The 18,231-nt window shown below is 69.6% G+C and carries 20 protein-coding genes; 2 read left to right on the top strand and 18 right to left on the bottom strand.

Annotated elements, in window-relative coordinates; genetic code table 11:
• Positions 1-8 precede the first annotated feature (8 nt).
• The 17 genes from OG289_RS27760 to OG289_RS27680 all read right to left on the bottom strand — a co-directional run bounded on the left by OG289_RS27760 (position 9) and on the right by OG289_RS27680 (position 14,969).
• Positions 9-806 carry an aldose epimerase family protein gene (locus OG289_RS27760; protein ID WP_327316753.1) on the bottom strand — a complete coding sequence of 266 codons (798 nt, stop codon included), beginning with the start codon at positions 804-806 and terminating at the stop codon, positions 9-11.
• A gap of 68 nt (positions 807-874) precedes the next feature.
• Complete coding sequence (locus OG289_RS27755; RefSeq protein ID WP_327316751.1) at positions 875-1,663, bottom strand: SRPBCC domain-containing protein; 789 nt, start codon at positions 1,661-1,663, stop codon at positions 875-877.
• Between the two features lie 105 nt (positions 1,664-1,768).
• Positions 1,769-3,406, bottom strand: a complete 1,638-nt coding sequence (locus OG289_RS27750; RefSeq protein ID WP_327316750.1) for a polyamine aminopropyltransferase — start codon at positions 3,404-3,406, stop codon at positions 1,769-1,771.
• Positions 3,407-3,499: 93 nt separating this feature from the next.
• Positions 3,500-4,060, bottom strand: a complete 561-nt coding sequence (locus tag OG289_RS27745) for a DUF2617 family protein (RefSeq protein WP_327316749.1) — start codon at positions 4,058-4,060, stop codon at positions 3,500-3,502.
• Positions 4,061-4,467: 407 nt separating this feature from the next.
• Positions 4,468-4,749, bottom strand: coding sequence for a hypothetical protein (locus OG289_RS27740; RefSeq protein ID WP_327316748.1), 282 nt, complete (start codon positions 4,747-4,749; stop codon positions 4,468-4,470).
• A gap of 190 nt (positions 4,750-4,939) precedes the next feature.
• On the bottom strand, positions 4,940-6,205 hold the full coding sequence (locus OG289_RS27735; protein ID WP_327316747.1) for a tyrosine-type recombinase/integrase: 1,266 nt from the start codon (positions 6,203-6,205) through the stop codon (positions 4,940-4,942).
• Positions 6,206-6,284: 79 nt separating this feature from the next.
• Entirely contained in the window at positions 6,285-6,527 is a 243-nt protein-coding gene (locus OG289_RS27730) for a helix-turn-helix domain-containing protein (protein WP_327316746.1), read from the bottom strand.
• A 453-nt stretch (positions 6,528-6,980) separates the two neighbouring features.
• Positions 6,981-8,462: an ATP-binding protein gene (locus OG289_RS27725; protein ID WP_327316745.1), complete on the bottom strand. Its 1,482-nt coding sequence runs from the start codon at positions 8,460-8,462 to the stop codon at positions 6,981-6,983.
• Positions 8,455-9,351, bottom strand: coding sequence for a bifunctional DNA primase/polymerase (locus OG289_RS27720; protein WP_327316744.1), 897 nt, complete (start codon positions 9,349-9,351; stop codon positions 8,455-8,457). The genes OG289_RS27725 and OG289_RS27720 overlap by 8 nt, the downstream gene beginning before the upstream one ends.
• An 87-nt stretch (positions 9,352-9,438) precedes the next feature.
• Positions 9,439-9,771 (bottom strand): hypothetical protein, encoded by a 333-nt coding sequence (locus OG289_RS27715; RefSeq protein WP_327316743.1) that lies wholly within the window; start codon positions 9,769-9,771, stop codon positions 9,439-9,441.
• 16 nt (positions 9,772-9,787) lie between these two features.
• A complete protein-coding gene (locus tag OG289_RS27710) occupies positions 9,788-10,096 on the bottom strand; it encodes a hypothetical protein (RefSeq protein WP_327316742.1) in 309 nt (102 codons plus the stop codon).
• A gap of 248 nt (positions 10,097-10,344) precedes the next feature.
• Positions 10,345-12,441 carry an FtsK/SpoIIIE domain-containing protein gene (locus tag OG289_RS27705; RefSeq protein ID WP_327316741.1) on the bottom strand — a complete coding sequence of 699 codons (2,097 nt, stop codon included), beginning with the start codon at positions 12,439-12,441 and terminating at the stop codon, positions 10,345-10,347.
• A gap of 268 nt (positions 12,442-12,709) precedes the next feature.
• Positions 12,710-13,027 carry a hypothetical protein gene (locus OG289_RS27700; protein ID WP_327316740.1) on the bottom strand — a complete coding sequence of 106 codons (318 nt, stop codon included), beginning with the start codon at positions 13,025-13,027 and terminating at the stop codon, positions 12,710-12,712.
• A 1-nt stretch (position 13,028) separates the two neighbouring features.
• Entirely contained in the window at positions 13,029-13,376 is a 348-nt protein-coding gene (locus OG289_RS27695) for an RRQRL motif-containing zinc-binding protein (RefSeq protein WP_327316739.1), read from the bottom strand.
• Positions 13,376-14,260, bottom strand: coding sequence for a protein spdB (locus OG289_RS27690; protein WP_327316738.1), 885 nt, complete (start codon positions 14,258-14,260; stop codon positions 13,376-13,378). Before OG289_RS27690 ends, OG289_RS27695 begins: the two co-directional genes overlap by 1 nt.
• Complete coding sequence (locus tag OG289_RS27685; protein WP_327316737.1) at positions 14,257-14,706, bottom strand: Pycsar system effector family protein; 450 nt, start codon at positions 14,704-14,706, stop codon at positions 14,257-14,259. Before OG289_RS27685 ends, OG289_RS27690 begins: the two co-directional genes overlap by 4 nt.
• Positions 14,703-14,969, bottom strand: a complete 267-nt coding sequence (locus tag OG289_RS27680; protein ID WP_327316736.1) for a DUF6284 family protein — start codon at positions 14,967-14,969, stop codon at positions 14,703-14,705. The genes OG289_RS27685 and OG289_RS27680 overlap by 4 nt, the downstream gene beginning before the upstream one ends.
• 642 nt (positions 14,970-15,611) lie before the next feature.
• Here OG289_RS27680 and OG289_RS27675 point away from each other — a divergent pair.
• Both OG289_RS27675 and OG289_RS27670 read left to right on the top strand, forming a co-directional pair.
• The gene (locus OG289_RS27675; RefSeq protein ID WP_327316735.1) at positions 15,612-16,388 is read left to right on the top strand and encodes a GntR family transcriptional regulator; all 777 of its coding nucleotides are present in this window, start codon (positions 15,612-15,614) and stop codon (positions 16,386-16,388) included.
• 14 nt (positions 16,389-16,402) lie between these two features.
• Positions 16,403-16,951, top strand: a complete 549-nt coding sequence (locus OG289_RS27670) for a UTRA domain-containing protein (RefSeq protein WP_327316734.1) — start codon at positions 16,403-16,405, stop codon at positions 16,949-16,951.
• 97 nt (positions 16,952-17,048) lie between these two features.
• On the opposite strand, the gene OG289_RS27665 is transcribed toward OG289_RS27670, so the two are convergent.
• The gene (locus tag OG289_RS27665) at positions 17,049-18,209 is read right to left on the bottom strand and encodes a DUF5677 domain-containing protein (RefSeq protein WP_327316733.1); all 1,161 of its coding nucleotides are present in this window, start codon (positions 18,207-18,209) and stop codon (positions 17,049-17,051) included.
• Positions 18,210-18,231: the final 22 nt, after the last annotated feature.

The following is an 18,231-nucleotide window of genomic DNA, read 5'->3' as shown; positions in this document are numbered from 1 at the left end:
GGCGATGCTCAGAGCCGGGTCCAGCGCCAGGTGGTGCCGGCCTCCAGCGGTTCCAGCGGGGTGACCAGGCGCGGGAGGGTGTTCAGGCCGTCGGGCGGGCCGGTCTGCGGCTCCACGCACACGGCCGCTTCCTGCTCGTCGTAGAGGACGACCCACTTCTCGGGGCTGGTCACGTTCACCGCCAGTTGCCCCGGCCAGGTGAGGGTGACGTCGACGCCGCCGGGCATGCCGAAGCAGTCGTCCCAGGGGCCGGGCTTCGGCTCGATGCGGTTGCCGGTGGGCAGATGGTCCTCGCCGCGCTCCTCCTGCCAGCCGGGCTCGAAGGAAACCCGCACGTCCTGACCGTCCTGGCCGCCGAGGTTCCGGTTGAACCACGGGTGCCAGCCGATCTGCGCCGGGAACGACGAGTCGTACGTCTCCACGGCCATCCCGAGCGTCAGGGCGTCCTCGGCCAGCGTGACCACCTGGGTGACGCGGCCCGCGTAGGGCCACGGCTCCACCAGGTCGTACGTCAGCACGACCTCGTCCGCCGTCCGCCGCGCGACCTTCCAGACGCCGTCGCGGACGGTGCCGTGGATGGCGTTCGGCGCGGCGTTGAGCGGCATCTGGTGGACGGCTCCGCCGTCCCGGAACCGGCCGTCACGGATCCGGCCGCACCAGGGAACCATCGGGAAGCACCCGAACCGCTCCCCCTGACGCAGCAGTTCGAGGCCGCCGACGCGCAGCCCACCGACCCGGCCGCCGTTGCCCGGCTGCACGGTCACCTCCGCGTCGCCCGCGGTCAGCGTGATGTCTTCGTTACTCACGGGACGACCCTACTGGGACGTTCAAGAGGGCCCCGCGGAGGATGGCGGAGAGCCGCGGAAGAGACGCGCTAACCGCGCCGGCGCAGCGCCCTGCCCACCACGATCACCGACGCCACGACCAGCGCGGCCGCGGGCGCCGCCCAGCGCAGGGTGCTGTTCGGTACGACGGTCTGCGGGGCCGGGACCGGCGCGTAGCGCCCGCGCGGCGGAGCGTGGTCCACCTCCTCGGCGCTGCGCCCGATCATCGTCCGGCGCGCGTGCGCGGCCTCCGCGGGCGGCTCCCCGGGTCCGGTGAGGTTCTCGAAGACGGGCGTGGGGGGCAGGGGTTCGTCGACGTCGTCCTCGTCACCGATGTCGTGGACGTCGTGGACGTCGACGATGTCGTCCCCGTCACCGGCGTCGGCCGACTCCTCCGCCGACTCTGCCGACTCCTCTGCCGCGCCCGCACCCAGGTTTCCCGCGAAACGGTTCAGCAGGCGGGCGACCGCCGAGTCCACCGTCTCCGGCGGCAGCTCCGTGACCCGGCCGTCCGCCGACGCCGTCCCCTCGAAGCGGAGCGTCGTGCCGGCGTCGGCCTCCCGCAGCCGCAGGGTGAGGGCCAGTTTCACCGCGCCGCTGCCACGGGCCTCGGTCGCATCGCCCTCCACGGCGTAGGTACCGTCCTCGCGCGGCGCGACGCGTACGGCGCCCCGGTAGGTGATGGTGTGGCCGCCGATCCGCAGCTTCAGCCGCCCCGCGACGGGCTCGGTGCCGGCGTCCTGCTGGAGTCCGGGGACCGCCCGGGCCACCTGCGCGGGATCGGCGAGGGCCGCCCGCAGCCGCTCGGCCGGAACCGGAACGAACACCTCTTGCTCCATGGGTGGGGAGCCTACCCAGCGGGCACCGCAAAGCACCCGGCGAAACCGGGATTCGGCCCCGCCCAGCTCCGACCGGTGGTACGCGTCCGTACACCCGGAAAGCTGTCAGTACCGCGGATGGATCAACGTGGACGCCCGTACCCCCGCCACCCGGGTCCCCTCCACCGCCCGTGCGTCGGCGGTCAGGTCCGCCTGGGTCAAGGTGTGCGGGGGGCGTTCGTCGTGGTCGAGGCGCAGGGGTGGGCCGGGGGCGGCGGTGGCCAGGACGAAGCCCCAGTCGCGGGGGGCCCGGGAGGCGTCGGCGGTGCGGTCGGGGCCCGCGGTGAAGCCGGTGTCGCGGCCGTCGACGCGGTAGGGGGCGGTGTGCAGGCCCGCCGCGCGCATCGTCGCCTCGACCGTCCAGAACGCGCGCGGCCGGGTCGCGACCGGGCCGGCGTGCACGACGAGTCGGCCGCCGGGGGCGAGGGCGCGGCGGGCGAGGCCGTAGAACTCCTGGGAGTAGAGCTTCGTGCTCGCCGTGATGCCGGGGTCGGGCAGATCGGCGACGACCACGTCGTACGTGGACGGCGGCGCCCCGCGCAGCCACGGGAAGGCGTCCGCGGTGGTGACGTGGACGCGCGGGTCGCCGTAGGCGTGGTCGTTGAGGCGGGACAGGGCCGGGTCGGTGCGGGCGAGGCGGACCAGGCCGGCGTCGAGGTCGACGACGTCGACGCGGCGCACGTCGGGGTGGGTGAGCGCCTCGCGGGCGGCCAGGCCGTCGCCGCCGCCGAGGATGAGCACGCGCGCGTGCGGGCCGTTCATCGCGGGTTGGACCAGGGCCTCGTGGTAGCGGCGCTCGTCGCGGCCGCCGACGCGGAGGCGGCCGTCGAGGTAGAGGTCGAGGGGGTGGCCCTCGGTGCCGCCGGTGATGACGATCTCCTGGACGCCGGTCCGCACCGCCACCCGCACGGCGTCGCCGTACACCGCCTGCCGTGCCGCCTGTTCGAAGTCGTCGACGAGGACGGCGGCGGAGGCGAGGACGCCGAGGACGGTGATGTTGGCGACGAGCAGGAGGCAGCGGGCTCGGCGGGTGAGGTCGCGCCGGAACAGGCCCAGGACCAGGGCGGCGCCGGCTATCGCGTTGACGCCGCCGGTGAGCAGCGAGCTCGTCAGCTGGCCCAGGAAGGGCAGCAGCAGGAAGGGGAAGGCGAGGCCGCCGACCAGCGCGCCGACGTAGTCCGCGGCGAAGAGGTCGGCGACCGCGCCGCCCGCGTCCTGGCGGCGGATGCGTTGGATGAGCTCCATGAGGAGGGGGACCTCGGCGCCGATGAGCAGGCCGATGGCGAGGGAGAACGCGACGAGGAGGACGCGGGGGCCGTCGGCCCACAGGCCGCCCCAGTCGCCCGTCCACGCGAACACCGCGTACAGGGCCATGGCGCTGCACCCGCCGACCAGGGCGAGGGTCGCCTCCAGGGCGCCGAAGCCGGCCGCGGCGAACCGGCGCAGCCGTTTGGCGGCGAGGGAACCGATACCCATCGCGAAGACCATGACGGACAGCACGACGGAGGCCTGGGTGACGGAGTCGCCCATCAGGTAGGAGGCGAGGGCGACGAGTTCGAGTTCGTAGACGAGTCCGCAGGCCGCGCAGACGAAGACGCACGCGAGGACCAGCAGCCGCCCGGTGTCCGGCCGGACGGGGAGCCGCGCGGGCCCGCGCCAGAGCGGCGGGGCACCGGGTGGGGCTGGCGCGTGCGGTTCGATCACGACTGCGACGTTACGTCACTGCGCGGGTGCCCTTCGTCACCCACACGTGTGGAAGTCCGGGCTCTGAATGCACCGTGCGTTTAAACCGTGCGTTCAAGTCGCCGCCCGCTGGGGGGTGCCGTCCTCGGACGGGCTGTCGTGGCCCACCGGCACCCGGATCCCGACCCGCGTCCTGGTCGCCACCAACTGCCCGTCCTGCGGGTAGGCGTGCCAGGTCCGCCAGTGCACCTGACCCTCGTGGCGGTGGGCGAGCAGGGCGGTGAAGGCGTGCGGGCTGCCGGGGAAGACGCCGGCGAGGCCGTGCGGGTGCTCGGAGACGAGGGCCAGGAGTTCCTGGGCGCGGCCCGCGAACTGGCCGGGCGAGAGCACCTCGACGCGTGCCGCGAACTCGTACCCCCAGTCGCCGACCCGCTTGGCGACGCCCAGTGGGAGGGGGGTGCTGGTGCCGGGAAGGCAGGCCACCGTCTCCGAACAAGAGCCCTGATCCTCCTCCAGCAGCACCTGGTGCGAGGCGCCGAGCAGTCTCAACTGGAGCTTGGCACCGGACAGGTCGAGGTCGAGGGTGGCAAGGGCGGGCAGCGGCTCGCGCCCCAGGGCCCAGGCGAGATCGGCCGCGCGCGTGTCGGTGTAGGAGGTGTTCAGGGTCGTGAGCATGGATCGGCTCCGCGGAGACGCAAAGAAGAGAGGGTAGGTCCGGCGCACCCCGGTCGACACCGGGAGAACGGCCCCGGTCAGCCCGGTCTGGGAAAGTCGTCCGCTCGGGACGTCCGAAGGGGTCCGAGGGGCTGCGTTGGTGTTTTAGAGGGAATCATGAACTGTGGTGCCGCCACAGCGTTTTTACCCAACTTCGTCGGGTTTCCATCCCTCGGGGGGCTCCCAGCTCAACTGTTCAATGATGGCGCACGCCAGGCGGTGAGAAGTGCATCCGCGCGCCCCACATGAATGACGCGACCGCGGGTACACGCTGCGGCCGCCGCCGACGTGGTGCGACCGCGGAGCCCGTGGTCGGTCGGGCCCCGCGGTCCGGATGCGGCTCCCCCCGGGAGCTCAGCTGCCCCGTGTCAGCTGCCTCCGCCGCATCCGCCGCCTCCGCCGCAGGACGACCCACCGCCGCAGGACGAACCGCCGCCGCAGGAGTGGCCGCCGTGGTGGCCGCCGCCGGAGCCGCCGCCGCCGTCTCCCCCGCCGGCCCACCAGCTGCCGCCGGCGGCGCTGCCGCCGCCGCTGTATCCGCTGGACCGGCCGCCGCGGTACGACTTCGCGGCGTTGCTCGAACGGGCGTTGGCCACCATGGCAGCCACGAACAGGATTCCGATCACCGCCAGGATGATGCCGAAGACCATGGCGCCACCCTCCTTCCGTGTCCCCCGAAGCGGCCCCCCGTGGGCGCCTCGCGTGGTGCGTGAGCGTTGCGTGAACCTGGGATGCCCGCCCCTCTCAGCGGCCAAAGCAGAGTTGAGGAACTTCAGAGGGTTCTCCCCAAGAAAAAGCCCCTGACCTGCACAGAAGGGCAGGTCAGGGGCCGCCTGAGTCTCACTGGGCCGTCTGTGGGCCGTGAGCTTCCTGAGAGATGCGCTGGAACACGGAGTCGATCGCACGACGGGCACGCTCGCGGCCGTCGGGCATCAGGTGGGCGTACACCCGCAGTGTCAGCCCCGGGTCGGCGTGCCCCATGTACTCGCTGATGGCCTTGATGTTCTCGCCCGCGTCCAGCAACGCGGAAGCGTAGAAGTGCCGCAGGGCGTGCATGCCGTGTTCACGCGCCGACTCGTACTTCCCGTTCTCATCCACTTCCGGGCGGATGAGGCCCGCGACCGCGAGAGCGGGCTTCCACTCCTTGCCGTTGAAGTTGCTCCGCCACACCATGCCCCCCTGCTCCGCCGTGAAGATCAGCCGGGCGGACACCTTCGGGCCCTCCGGCACGTCCCAGGGCAACGTGATTTCCACCGGCTTGCAGGCATCCATGTGCGCCCGGAGAGCTTCCGCCAGCGAGTCGGGCAATGGCACGTCCCGCTTCTTGCCGCCCTTGGGGAGAGCGAACACCGGGTGCCCTTCCACGTGCTTGATCTGCCGGACCACGTGAAGCGTGCGCCCGTCGGCGTCGATGGCGTCCTCAGCCAGCCCGAACACCTCGCCCTGCCGCAGGCCGCACCCGGCGCCGACGTCGACCATCGCTCGGTACCTCTCCGGAAGGGCTGCTCGAACAGCGAACACCTGCGCGGGCAACCATGGGACTACGCGATGCGGGTCAGGCTTGGGGCGCCGAACGGTCCGTGCACCGCACGGGTTGCGCGACAGCAGCGCATCATCCACAGCGGCCGACAGGACCGACTGAACGTCCGCGAAGATGTTCCGGGTGTAGGAAGGGCCTACACCGGGCTTCGCGTCCAGCGCGGCCAGGAGCTCCCGGATGTGTTCGGGCCGGAAGGTCCCGATCGGCCGGGAGCCAAGCACCGGGTAGACATGCAGCCGCAGTCGCCGGCCGAACTCCTTCCGGGCCATCGGGCTGGACGTCTTGCTGTCCAACCACTTGTCCGCGTACTGCCGGAAAGTGATCCGCACGGACTTGGGATCGGTGTACTGACCGCGCGTCATGTCCGTCTCAATGGCGCTCAACCATTTCTCGGCGAGCCGCTTCTTTCCGTCGGGAAAGCTCTTGGACTTCTCTGCGCCGTCTGGACCGATGTAACGGGCCCGGTAGCGCAGACCACTTCCGTGGCGGTCACTCTTGACGCGGACGGTCTTTCCGCCGGCGTTCGTCTCGGTCTTGAACCAGCGGTCTTGGATGTGGCCTGCCATGAGGCGGCGGTCCTCTCAACACGCAGCAGGGAGAGCCGCCAGGTCGCGGCTCTCCCTGCTGTCTGCGGTGGGTGCTGGATTAGGCAGCGTTTTGTTCGGTGCTCTTGCGTTCGGCGACGTGGGCAAGCACGTCGGCGGGGTCGTAACGGATGTACTTGCCGATGCGGAATCCGGGCGGTCCCACGCGCTTCCGGCGCCACTGGTAGACGGTCTCTTTGGGCACCTCGAACATCTGGGCAATGTCGTCGGGGGTGAGGTAGCGGTCCGGCAACCCGCCACGGAGCGTGGCGCGCGGGTCCGGTTGTTCACGTGCAGCGCTCATCGCGTGTCCTCCGTGCGCGGGTGGGGATCCGGATTCGGGGCGTGCCTGTCCGAGGTTCGGATTTCTGCGTCACCGCGTCATCAGCGTCATCTGAGGCTCTGACCTGCAAGTTTTGGTGACGCTGCGGATCGGGGCTGCGTCACCCGTGCGTCACCGGCTGCGTCACCGGGTGACGCAGGTGACGCAGGATGACGCAGAGTCGGCCGTCTGCGTCACCGCTTTCAGCGCAGGTCAGCGGCCGTTTTCCCGCTCGGGTGACGCAGGTGACGCAGCGTCTTCCTACTTAGGACAAAGAAGGGGCTGCCTGTAGTAGTTGGTGCGCCTTACAGGGCGAAGAAGGAGCCGCTGCGCGGCACGACCTTGGGGCGGCGCGCTGCGCCGAACAGCAAGAGGAGCACGCCTCGGCCGGGCTGGTGCTCCTCTTGCTGTTCGCTTGAGGGTGCGTGGTCGCGGTCAGAACGCCTGCGTCTGCTCGTGCGGAGGCAAGGTCAGGGCGGCCGTGCGGGTCATTTCGAGGTAGCGGCCCGCTTTGGTGCGGCCCGAGTCGATGAGGACGCCCCGGGCCGCCAGGGTCGGTTGGAGGCGCTTGAGGCGGTCGGAGAGGACCTTGCCGGTGGTCGGCCACCCCTTGGGCAGGGCACGGCAGTCCTCGCCCGCGTAGAGGCGACTGAGGCAGGACAACCACTCGGTGGACGTCATCTGCTGCGCGCCGCCCGGCTCGATGGTCTCGGCATGCAGGAGGACGGTCTGCGCCAACAGGTCGCCCTCGATCACGTCGTCATTCAGGTCATCCAGACTCGCCCGGTACGCCGGCAGCGCACCGAGCCCGGTCGCGGCGTCGAGCTGCGCGCACAGGTGCGCGAAGTCCGCCATCCGCAGATCGGTCGGAGTCTCCGCCTCCACGGCGCGCACCTTGACCGTGAGGTCCAGGAGTGAGCCCAGCACGACGGGCAAAACCTCCGCGTAGTCCGCCCACAGTTCGGCCTCGGTGCGCCGGACGCGGGGCCGCTCCAGGCGCAGGGGCAGGAGTCGTTCCGCGAGGTCAGGGCGGATGACTCCCACGTCGATCCCGGTCAGGAGCAGGGGGCGGCGGTAGCCGACGCGGAAGACGTCCCCGTCGGTGAAGAGGGCGCGCTTGACGCTTTCGGCGCCGGTGACGATGCAGCACATGGCGTCGGACAGGTCCGGCGTCATGTGGGAGAGGTTGTCCAGCGCGGTGATCCATCCCGCCGCCACGGCTGCGATGAGGTTTTCCTCATCCTTCGGGGCGCGTCGCAGGTCACCGCTCATCCCCTCGATGATCCTGGTGAGCATCCGGCCCCCGGTGGACTTGCCCGCACCCTGCGGTCCGGTAAGGAACGGCGCAGGCACGGGCACGGACGGCCCGAGGCAGCCGATCAGCCACGCGATGGCCAGGCACTCGGTTTCGGCGTTGGCGAAGTTGCACAGCCTCATCAGCAGGTCGATGCCCTTGCCGTCGGTGTCCTTGACGGGCAGCGGCAGTTCCCCGGTGAGCTGGGTGCGCCGCCAGCAGACCTCCCGCGGATCGGGCGTGAGGATGTCCCACCCGGTGGGGTGGATGCGGACGGACTTCCCATCGTCGCGGCCCAGGTCCAGCCACGTCGCCCCGTCGAACCCGGGGGCAACACGGATGTGCACGGCGTGCGTGTCCGACTCCAACGCGAGCGCTTCGATCAAGTCCAGTGCCTCCTTCATCGCTGATCCGTTGAACACGCCGCGCCCGTCCTTGAACAGGCCGACCATGAGTTCCTGGCGGTGGCTGCCGGTGGTGCCTTGCGAGCGCATCGGCCGGGCCACGGGGTGCCCGTTGCGCTGCGCGTACACGGTCCCGTCGGCGGTGCGGAAGTACCGGAAGTGCGCTTGCGCGTAGTCGGTGATGACCTCGCGGGCGGGGTTCTTCTCGTCCTCAGACATGACTCAGTCCCAACGTGGTCAGGGCGTTGGTCCACGCCTCCGTGCAGTGCCGGGCCGACTCGCCCTTGGCCTGCGCGGCGGCGAACAGCCGCGTGACATGAGCGTCCGTGAGGCAGCCACACCGGCCGTGCGTGGACAGCACCGCGAGGAACGTCCGGTACACCGTCGCGTGGACGGTGCTGCGGGCCTCGGTGATGCGCTGCACGGCCATGCCGATTCCCCGGTCCAGATAGGCGGGCGAACGGTGCCTGCACTCGCCCCCATGGGCCCTCAGAGGCACTGTGAGCGTCTGCGGCGCCCTGCGGGTCGGGGACGGCTCCTTTACCAGTGCGCGGACAGAGTCCGGGAGAGCGGCCGTGGCGCCCGCACCCGAACCGAGCCAACGGGCGTATGCCATGAGGGACTTGATGTCGACGCCGCGCCGTACTGCGTTCGATGACGGCATGGCACCCCGGTAGATCCAGTGCTCGCCCCGTGTGGTGGTCACGGTCCGCGTCGCAGGCAGGGTTGCGCGGGCCCACTGGACGGCGGCGGCGTCGTCCAGATCGACCACGGTCACGCCGGCGCCCCCGGGGTGATAAGCGACCGTCGCCGCGTGCCGCCAAGCCGGGCCCCACGCTGTGGAGCTGAGGACCTGCGGGTCGGTGGTGGCGGCCGCCCAACCGTGGCACAGGGACGGGCAGGCGCAGGGGCCGGGGGCTTTCATGTTCGGCCGGCCGCCGCACGCGTTGCCGGCGCAGTCCGGGCAGTTGCCGAACGGCACCTTCCCCGCCCGCAGGGGCAGAACCGGAACGCCGTGCGTGGCCAGCGTGAGCGCGGTGCCCAGCAGGGCCGGCGCGGCGAGCGTGGCGGGTCGGGGCACTCGCCGGGTGGCGGTGGGTTGCTGCATGCTGGATGTCCTCCACAGGTCAGTTGGTGGCTGGTGGACAAGGGCGGCCCCGGACTTTGGCGAGAACGGGGGCCGCCCTTGGCGTAGCTACTGGTCGTCGGTGAGGGTGCGGGCGTACTGCTGGCGGACGTAGGCGCGCGGGTCGCAGATCACGGCTGGCTGGTCCAGGTCGAGCAGATACAGGGCCGCCGCGACTGCGGTATCGGTCGTGTCACCGGGAGTGTCGGGCTCGTCGAGTAGCGCGAGGCGGTCAAGCAGGGCCGCCTTGCGCAGGTAGAAGTCCCGGTCCAGTGCGGTGAAGCACTCCAGGGCGGCGAGAGTGCGGGCCGTCCAACCGATCTCGTCGAGGATGCTGGGGGCGTCCGCGTAAGCCTGCTCCGGCGTCGGGAACGGCTCGTCGGTGGTGTGGAGGTGGTTCATGGGTGGTGGTCTCCTGTCAGCGCTTGGAGCCGAAGAGCTTGAGGCTGATCCCGCCGACGCTGATCGGGCCGGTGGCGGCGGCGATCTGTACGGCGGTGTGGACGGCGAAGTCGAGCAGGGCGAGCAGGGCGGCGACGGTGGCGAACACTCCGACGGCGCCGGCGGTGGCGACGGCGAGCGGGTAGAGGTAGTGGCTGAGCGGGCGGCCGGTGTGGTCGGTGGTGTGGACGACGATCACGACGGGTTGGCCGGTGGCCTGCGCTTGGCGGTAGGCGTCGGCGGGGATGTGCGGGGCGAGGTTCCCGGGCGGGTCTAAGCGGGTCACGGCTCCTCCTTTGAGGGCGTGCGGCGGGTGCGAGCAGGACGTATGCGGAATGCGCTGCTTCGGTGGTTCAGGGAGGCTGAGACACCCCCTCCCAGATGGGCTGTGGAGGGGGTTTCAGGGGTCTGACCTGGGGTGCCTCCCTGCCTCCCTGATGGATCATCAGTGCAGGTCAGGCCCAGGGAGGCGAGCCAGGGAGGGGGTGAGGGAGTTCTCCCTGCCTCCCTGGCCCGGGCGGGGTCGCCTCCCCTTCATCCGTCGGCGGAAGCGGAACCATCGCTGTCGCGGTTGGTGAGGGCGCGATGGACGCGGTCGCGGCCGACGACCATGCGGCCGTCGGACTTGTAGGGCTCCGCGCCGGCGTCCTCCAGGACGCGCTTGAGGTCGCCCGGGGTCCACGCGCCGTAGGCGTCCGCGTTCAGGGTGGACAGTCGCTTGAGGACGTCGGCGGTCAGGACGCGGGAGGCGTCACCGAGGACGGCGGCGATGTCGGCGAGCGGGTCGCGCTGCTCGCCCCGGTCGATGGCGTGGAGGGTGGTGACTCCGTCGCGCAGGGCCTTGGCCCGGTCGGTGATGGCCTTGGCGCCGTCGTCGTCGATGTAGTGCGTGCGGACCGTGATGGACGCCTGTCCGGCCGGAATCTTGATGCCGTCGGAGGCGACGACCAGCGTTCCCTTGTCCAGCCCGGGGCGCAGCATGTTCGGCGCTGCCCCGCCGTCGACCGCCTTGTCCCCCAGTGCCATCCGGGCCTGCTGCTCGGTGCCCAACGCGAGCGACGCACGGGTGTGCGCGCCCTCGCGAACGAGCTTGGGGAGATTCTGGTCGGTGGGGTCCTGGGTGCCCTGCCACATCAGGACGTTGACCGCACGACCCTGGTTGTGAATCTTCCGTACGGCCATGAAGTACCGGGACGTTGCCTTGGAGCCGCCGTACGGGCGCTTCTCGTCGTCCACGGCGGGGCACATGAACGCGACCTGCGCTTCGTCGACCACGACGATCAACGGGGGGAACTGGGTGCCGGGCGGTGCCTGGATCCGGCGGTTCATCTCCTCGACCGCGCTCTCGACCATCTCGGTGACCTGCATGACGTGCTCGTCGGTCGGCCCCTGGATCAGGGTCAAGGCGAGACCGTCGAACATGGCCCAGTCACCGACTCCCTTCAGGTCACCCATGAGGAACTGGACCGACCGGTCGAGCGCGACCCACAGCGCGAGGGAGCGCAGGGCCACGGTCTTGCCCTGGTTGGACAGGCCCGTGATCAGCAGGTGCCGCTGGTAGAGGCTCAGCGCGGCCGTGTCGCCGCGCAGGTCCTGCCCCCACGGGGCACGGCCCTTGGCGTAGTCGGCGGTCATGGTCTCGTCGGTGACCAGCGGGGACGGGCCGATCGGCTCGTCCAGCGCACCCGAGTCGGCGACCCACAGTCGCACCGTCCGCGCGGCCTGCGGGATCGTGATGAACACTTCGTGCTCGTGCCGGGACAGGTTCTCGGCGAGCTTGCGCCGCTTGGCCTGCACCTCGTTCGTCGACACCCCGGACGGAAGGGTGACGTCAACCTCCACCCCGCATCCGGCGATCCGGATCGGACCGAGCATCGACGCGCCGGCGTCACCCATGTCCTTGATGGCGTTGCGCAGCGCAGGGACACCGAGGTCGCGCAGGGCCTTGACCACGATGGACGGGGTGATCGGCTCGCCCTCACCGTTGCGGACGGTCGCGGGAAGAGCCCAGGCGGGTGCGGCGTGCTGCTTGCTGCCGACCGCCCACAGCGCGAGCAGGGCGAGGAACGGGCCCAAGGTCACGGCCGGGCCCCACACCACCTGAACGATGGTGATCAGCAGGTTGATGAACTCCACGGCCGCCATGAGCGGAGTGACCACGTCGGACACGTCCTTGGTCGCGATGGCCATCACGATGCCGAGGGCGACCAGACCCCCGATCCCCATCCCCGTCCCGACCAGTGCACTCTTGCCCGCGTCGAGGGGCGAGTGCAGCAGGTCCATGCGGCGGCGGTGACGGGCGTCGCGGTAGCGCTGCCCGCGCTCCTCCCACTCAGCGGCCAACTCCATGTTCCCCGCGGCTTCCGCCGTGCGCATGTAGCGCTCGTAGCGGGCGGCCGTGCGGCCGTCCCAGGCACGGCGGCCCACGATCCGGGCCCCGCCCACCACATAGAGGCTGTGGCGGGCGACGGCGCGAGCGGCGGTCTTGGTGTTCTCGTGCGTGACGGCGTGCTTGACGGCGCGGCCGGACCGAACCCACAGCGGGGCCGGTGCCGGTTCGGGGACCACGGTCAGCGTGGTCACGACCGGGATGTCGGTGCTCTTGTGCAGGCGAATGACGTTGTCACCCATGGCGGGAAGGCTCCTGACTGCGGTGAACGGGGCGAGAAGAGGAAGGGCGGGCGCCGGCCGCGCGGGGGCCGGCGCCCGAGGGTTCAGCGGCGGTGGCTGGTCTTGTGGGCGCGCAGTGCCGCCTTGCAGGCCGGGCACTTGCGTTCGGGCCCGTTGCCGACGACCGGAGCGGGGATCACCTGGCCACAGATGGCCCGGGTCACGCCGAACACCAGCGGCCCGCAGGCCGGGCAGTGAAAGTGCGATGTCAGGACCGGTAGCGGCATCCTCACCACCACCCGGACGACTTCTTGGCGGCCTTGGCCTTGGCGTGCTCGTTCACAACGCGCTGACGCTCGGTCGTGAGCGCGGCGATCTCCGCGACCAGCCGGGTCTCCGCCGAACTCCAGGCCGTCTCCAGCTTGCGTTCCGCGCGGGACGGGGTCTCGCCCCGCAGCACGCGGTAGGAGCCGCCAGCGAGACCGGCCAAGACGGCGCGCCGTTCACGGCCGTCCAGCGGCCACATCTCACGGTTGCGGACCGCTTCGAGCTTGCGGGTCGTCTGCTGAATCGCCTTGTCCAGGCGGCGGGTGTCGGGCTTGCCCATGTCAGGCACTCCTCAAAGCTTCGGTGGGTTCGGGGAAGGCGCAGGGCACGCACATGCCGAGCGACGGCGGGATGACGTACCCGGCATCGCGTCGGCACTCGGGGCAGGTGCGGCGGGCGGCGTTGGCCTTGGCCAGAGCCGCCCACCGGGCGGGCGTCATGGGCCGTACGGGCTTGGCGAGGTCGACGCGGTACAGGTAGGCGACCAGCGGCCCCCGGCGGCGGCGCGGCCGTTCGAGCTGGGCGGCCACCCCCTGACCACCGGGGCGCAGGTCGCGCGCCCTCAGTTGGCGGCGGGTGGCGTAGCCGTCCGGGGCCAGGTGCCACCGGTAGACCGGCAGCGTGGCCATCAGGCGACGCGCTTCCAGGCCTGCCGAAGACGGACCTCAGACGCGGAGTGTCCGGCCGTACGGAAGCGCACGGCCATCTCGCGGTACGACAGGGCCGGCGTCTGGCTGTGGCGGATCTCGTCGACCAGCGCATCGAGTTGCGCGTCGGTGAGTGCGGGTCCCGCTTCGAGGGCGGGAACGGGCTCGGTGGGGCCCCATACGGGCAGTTCCCACAGGGGTGTGACGTCGGGTGTGACGCGGGTCGTCACGCTGGTCAGTGCCCTGCCCGTGCCCTCGCCCTGCCGGGCTTTCTCCAGCGTCGACCAGGCTTCGGCGAGGGTTGCGGCGGTCTTGGCCTGGACGCGGGCGACGCGCGCCCCGGCCTGCGTCACGGCCGTCAGCCGTGTCTCCTCCGTGCCCGCTTCCGCCCGCAGTCGGGCACGCGCCACGGCCGCTTCGTCCCGGGCCTCCTGCTGGATTCCCCGGATCGCTCCGAGGGCATCCGGGGTGAGCGCGGTGCGCTCCCACAGGCTGTGGACCAGCCACAGGGCCTTGGCCGCGACGGGCAGCCACGCCACGGCGAGCCACCCACCGGGAGACTCCTCCACCAGCAGCGCGTGTGCGACCAGGACGCCGGTGGCGACCAGGCCGAAGAACCAGCCCACGGCGGTCACCGCGTGGCTGTGGTCGCCCTGCGCGGCCAGCCGGCGTTCGTAGGCGAGGGTGGCCAGCCATCCCCCGTCGATCCCGATCCCGACGACCAGCGCGACGGGCCACGGCATCACAGCACCGAGCCACATCACGACCACGGCCAGGGTGAGGACCATGGACACGGCCGTCATGGCCACGGCGGGCAGCACAGTCTTGGCCCGGCCCACGGCCAACAACAGGGTCTTGGCCTTCATGCCGCACCCCCAACCGCGAGCAGGACGGCGAGGACGAGCAGGCCCCCGCCGGCACAGGTGAGGTCGACCGCGCGGCGCAGGCAGGTGAACTTCGTGACCGCCAGACGGGACAGTCCGGCGACGTCGGCGGCGAGGTTCGCGCCGCTCACGGTGGTGGTGATCTCGTCCGGGGTGAGCGTGGCCCACAGCGGGAAGCCGTGCCGGCCGCGCAGGTTCGGACGCACCGACCGCAGCAGCAGCCCGGCAGCGCCGACCAGCAGCGCGATCCCCAGACCACCCACCGCGTAGGCGAGGGCGTTCATCGGGAGGTCCCGAGCGACCGTCCACGCGGCGGCGAGAACGGCGCCGACGAACGCCAGAAGCAGCCCCGTCTTCGTGTCCGTCCGCGTGATCTCCGCCTTCACCTCAGCGTGCGCGGCGGTCAGGTTCTGGCCCGGGGCGCTCATGCGGCACCGCCCGGCAGCGCGGCGGCGGTTCGGTTGGTCAGGTCCCGGCGGACGGCCAGGACCCGGTTACGGGCCCGGCGGATGCGGCGGGTGTCGACCTCGTTCTCGGGGTGGTCCAGGGCCTTGATCTGCGCGTCGAGCAGGTCGACCTCCGCCAGGATCAGCGGGGACTCCAGCTCGATCGCGTCCAGCTCCGCGTTCGTCGGCTCCATGAAGTCGGCAAACGCGGTAACAGCGTCCTGAACAGTCACGATGTACGTCATTGGGTCGTGTTCTCCCTGCAAGGTGGCAACGGCCCGAACCGCGCCCTCGGTGTTCCCGCACCGGGGGCGCTCGCCGTTGGGGTCGGAATGTCCGGCTCCCCTCGACCCCGTCCGTACGGACTCCGCGAGCTGCGGGACCGGACGGGCGAGGGAGGCAACCGGCGCAGCGTGAGCCGCCGCGAAGGCTAGAACTGCGCGGACCGAGCTACTGCACAGGCGACGCCGTCCGGTCCATCACGGCGACACCCAAAGCTGTCGTTGGCACATCGGGGCTCCTCGGTCGAAGGGGTACGGAAGATCACTGCAAGGGGGACCATGTCCCCACTCTCCGGCCGTTGCTCGCGGTCGCCGGGCCACCTCCCCAGTACGGGCCGAAACCCTGTTGTCCCTGGGCTAGCGGGCGGTCTTGCAGCGTGCTCCGCCCTGGTCGGAGCAACCCAAAGAGGGCCCCTCCTTGCGTTCCGCTGAACTAGTTCTGCGGTGCGCTGTGACGATTAAGGCACGCTCAGGCGTGGGCGTCAATAGAACTAGTTCAGAGACTCTGTGGCGCGCCCGATCGGTCCCGAAGTGGTCCCGGCTATCCTTCTAGGACTAGTTCTGCAAGACTGGGGGCGCGTGAGTCACACATCGAGGGAGTCAGGCATGGAGGAGACCAAGGTTCCGAAGGTTCAGCGGCTCGCCGCTGAGCTTCGGGCGAAGATTCGAGAGGGGGCGTACCCCCCGGGTTCTGCACTGCCGAAGGTCCGGGAGCTCCAGGAATCCGAAGGTGTCGCCTACCAGACCGTCCGCGACGTGTACCGGGTGCTGGAAGACGAAGGGCTGATCATTTCTCGCAGGGGTGAGGGCACCTTCGTGTCTCCGATCCTCGGGAAGATTCACCGGGACGGAACGGGGCGCTACATCAAGTCGGCCCGGGAAGAGGCCGGCGCGCGGGGTGCGTTCGCGGCGGAGATTGCCAGGCTCGGGATGACATCGAGCGCGTCAACCGTGATCAGCCGTGAGCGGCCGCCGAAGCGAGTTGCCCAGATCCTGGGCATCCATCACGCCGCGAAGGCTGTCGTCAGGGCACGGGTCATGCGCGCTGATGCCACCGTCGTGCAGGTGGCAACCTCATACTTCCCTGGCGACGTGGCCTTTGATACGCAGCTCGAACAGCAGGACACCGGGGACGGTGGAAGCAAGTCTCGTCTTGCTGAGCTTGGGTACCAGCAGACCCGTATTCGGGAGTCCGTGGACGTACGGCCGCCGAGCAAGGAGGAAGCCGAGTCGCTCGGCGTTTCAGCCGACAGGTTGGTCTACGAGATCACCCATGTTGGCCTGACCGAGAGCGGCAGGGCCGTGGAAGTCTGCGTCCACGTCATGCCCATCACACTTTGGTCGCTCAGCTATGAGTGGCCCATCGACCAGCCCGCCGTCTGAGAGGAAAGACCGAAGTGAGCAGCAACACCGCCATCGTCCGCGACGCCACGGAGCGCTACCGCACTGCGCGTCGCGAGGCAGGCGAAAGCCGTGGTGCGTTCGAGACCGAGATCAAGCGGCTCGGGGGGGCTCCCCGTGTGGAAACCGCGATTCGTCGCGACACCGCGCCCTCTCAGGTCGCCCAACTCCTCGGCATCGCGAGCACCGACCAGACCGTGATCCGCGCCAGGCACATGTACGACGGTGACCGTCTGGTCCAGCTCGCCGACTCGTACGTCCCCCTGGATGTGGCAGAAGCCGCGAGCATCGAGAACCCTGACCCGGGTCTCGGCGGCATCATCAGCCGGATGCGCGACGCGGGATACGAGCAGACCGAAGCGATCGAAGAGATCACGCTGTACGCGGCGACCTCGGTCGAAGCGGAGGCGTTCGGCGTCGAGATCGGCAGCAACCTTCTTCAGATCACGCACACTGGATACACGAAGACCGGTCGCGCCGTTGAGGTCACTGTCCACCGACCCAGCCCCGGTTGGGTACTGCGCTACAGCCCGCCCATTAGCTAATTCCGCGCGCATGCCGATGGCCCGCACCGAAGGTGCGGGCCATCGGCCGTCCTGCGGGGCCTGCGGCTCTGTCGATTTGCCGCATAGGAGCTATCTCTTAATGATCTGTGGGCATCTCCATGATTGATTCGGCGGGGTACCATTTTACGTGTGTGTCGACCGTGAGCCGAATCCCGTGAATCGCGATTGTGATGGGGACCCACGGTTTGAGCCCAGCGAAGGTGTTGCTATTGACCAAACCTAGCTGTTCCCATGCCTGGGCCGCCCAGTCATCCGCTTTTTCAGGTGGTGGCGCGGGGGCTATCACCGCAAAATCCGGCTCCCATAGAAACCATCTTTTTCCCCCGTTCGGGTAAAAGGCCAGAACGGCCGTTGGCTTTTGCGGTGGAGAAGTAGGCCAAAGGTGCCTATCCACCGCCTCGCAAGCCGCCTTGTAAGCCGGCCATGCGCCAATCATTAGATTTATGGCATCAACGAGCTCTGACGTGTCCAGTCCGTCTAGGACATGAATCCTTCTGCATAGATCGCGAAAGAATGATAGCCCCTCAGGATAGGAGATAATCGCGAGTTCTAGAGACGACCCGACGCGGTGAACAGGGATGTCATTGTCTTCCCTCCGCGTCCCAAGTGTCCCTCCGAAACTTCCGTGAGTCACTTGGGAAAGTAGCCTATAAGTATCGTATGATGACTCAAAACCGCAGATTTCCGCCCGCTCGCGAAGGCTGACTGCCGACCAGTCGCGAGTGAACGATGATCCGTATTTCTTTAGGGCTTCCCGAAAAGCCTTTTCGTTCTTCCTCCCGATTCCTTTGAGTCGATGCAATTCCCGCTTTCGTTGGACACTGCTCAGTAGCATTACGCCACGCCGCATCTTCGCCATTAGGTCACGTGTCACAACTTCGTGCGTTATGTATCGCTCTCTGGCTTCTTCGTAAGCGGCGACCCAACAGTAATTGACCAGGTGCTCGTACAGCGAGCGCGAAGTTCTCGCCGCGTTTCTTCCATCCCCGTCCTCCAGTTGGGATAGGAGGGAAGTGAAATCGTTGATCGCGTGATTGAATATCGAGGTTCGTGCCCGGTCTTCGATTCCTGGCCAATAGAGCCTTGACGTGTGCAGTAGGGTCCTTCCCACCTCTCTGACCAAGGGGGTAATGGGCTTCAATGCGTTTTCGAGATTCACCTCAAGTTCATCTGGGAGCGAGAAGCCTGCACGCTGGGCGGGCGGGACTGAGAAATCAACACGGCTAAATCGCGTCATGGTGTGCCATCCGTTCTCCGTG

The organism is Streptomyces sp. NBC_01235 (assembly GCF_035989285.1).
Classification (GTDB): Bacteria; Actinomycetota; Actinomycetes; order Streptomycetales; family Streptomycetaceae; genus Streptomyces.
Note: the sequence above shows the minus strand (reverse complement) of the source record. Positions and strands in the feature narration are given on the sequence as shown.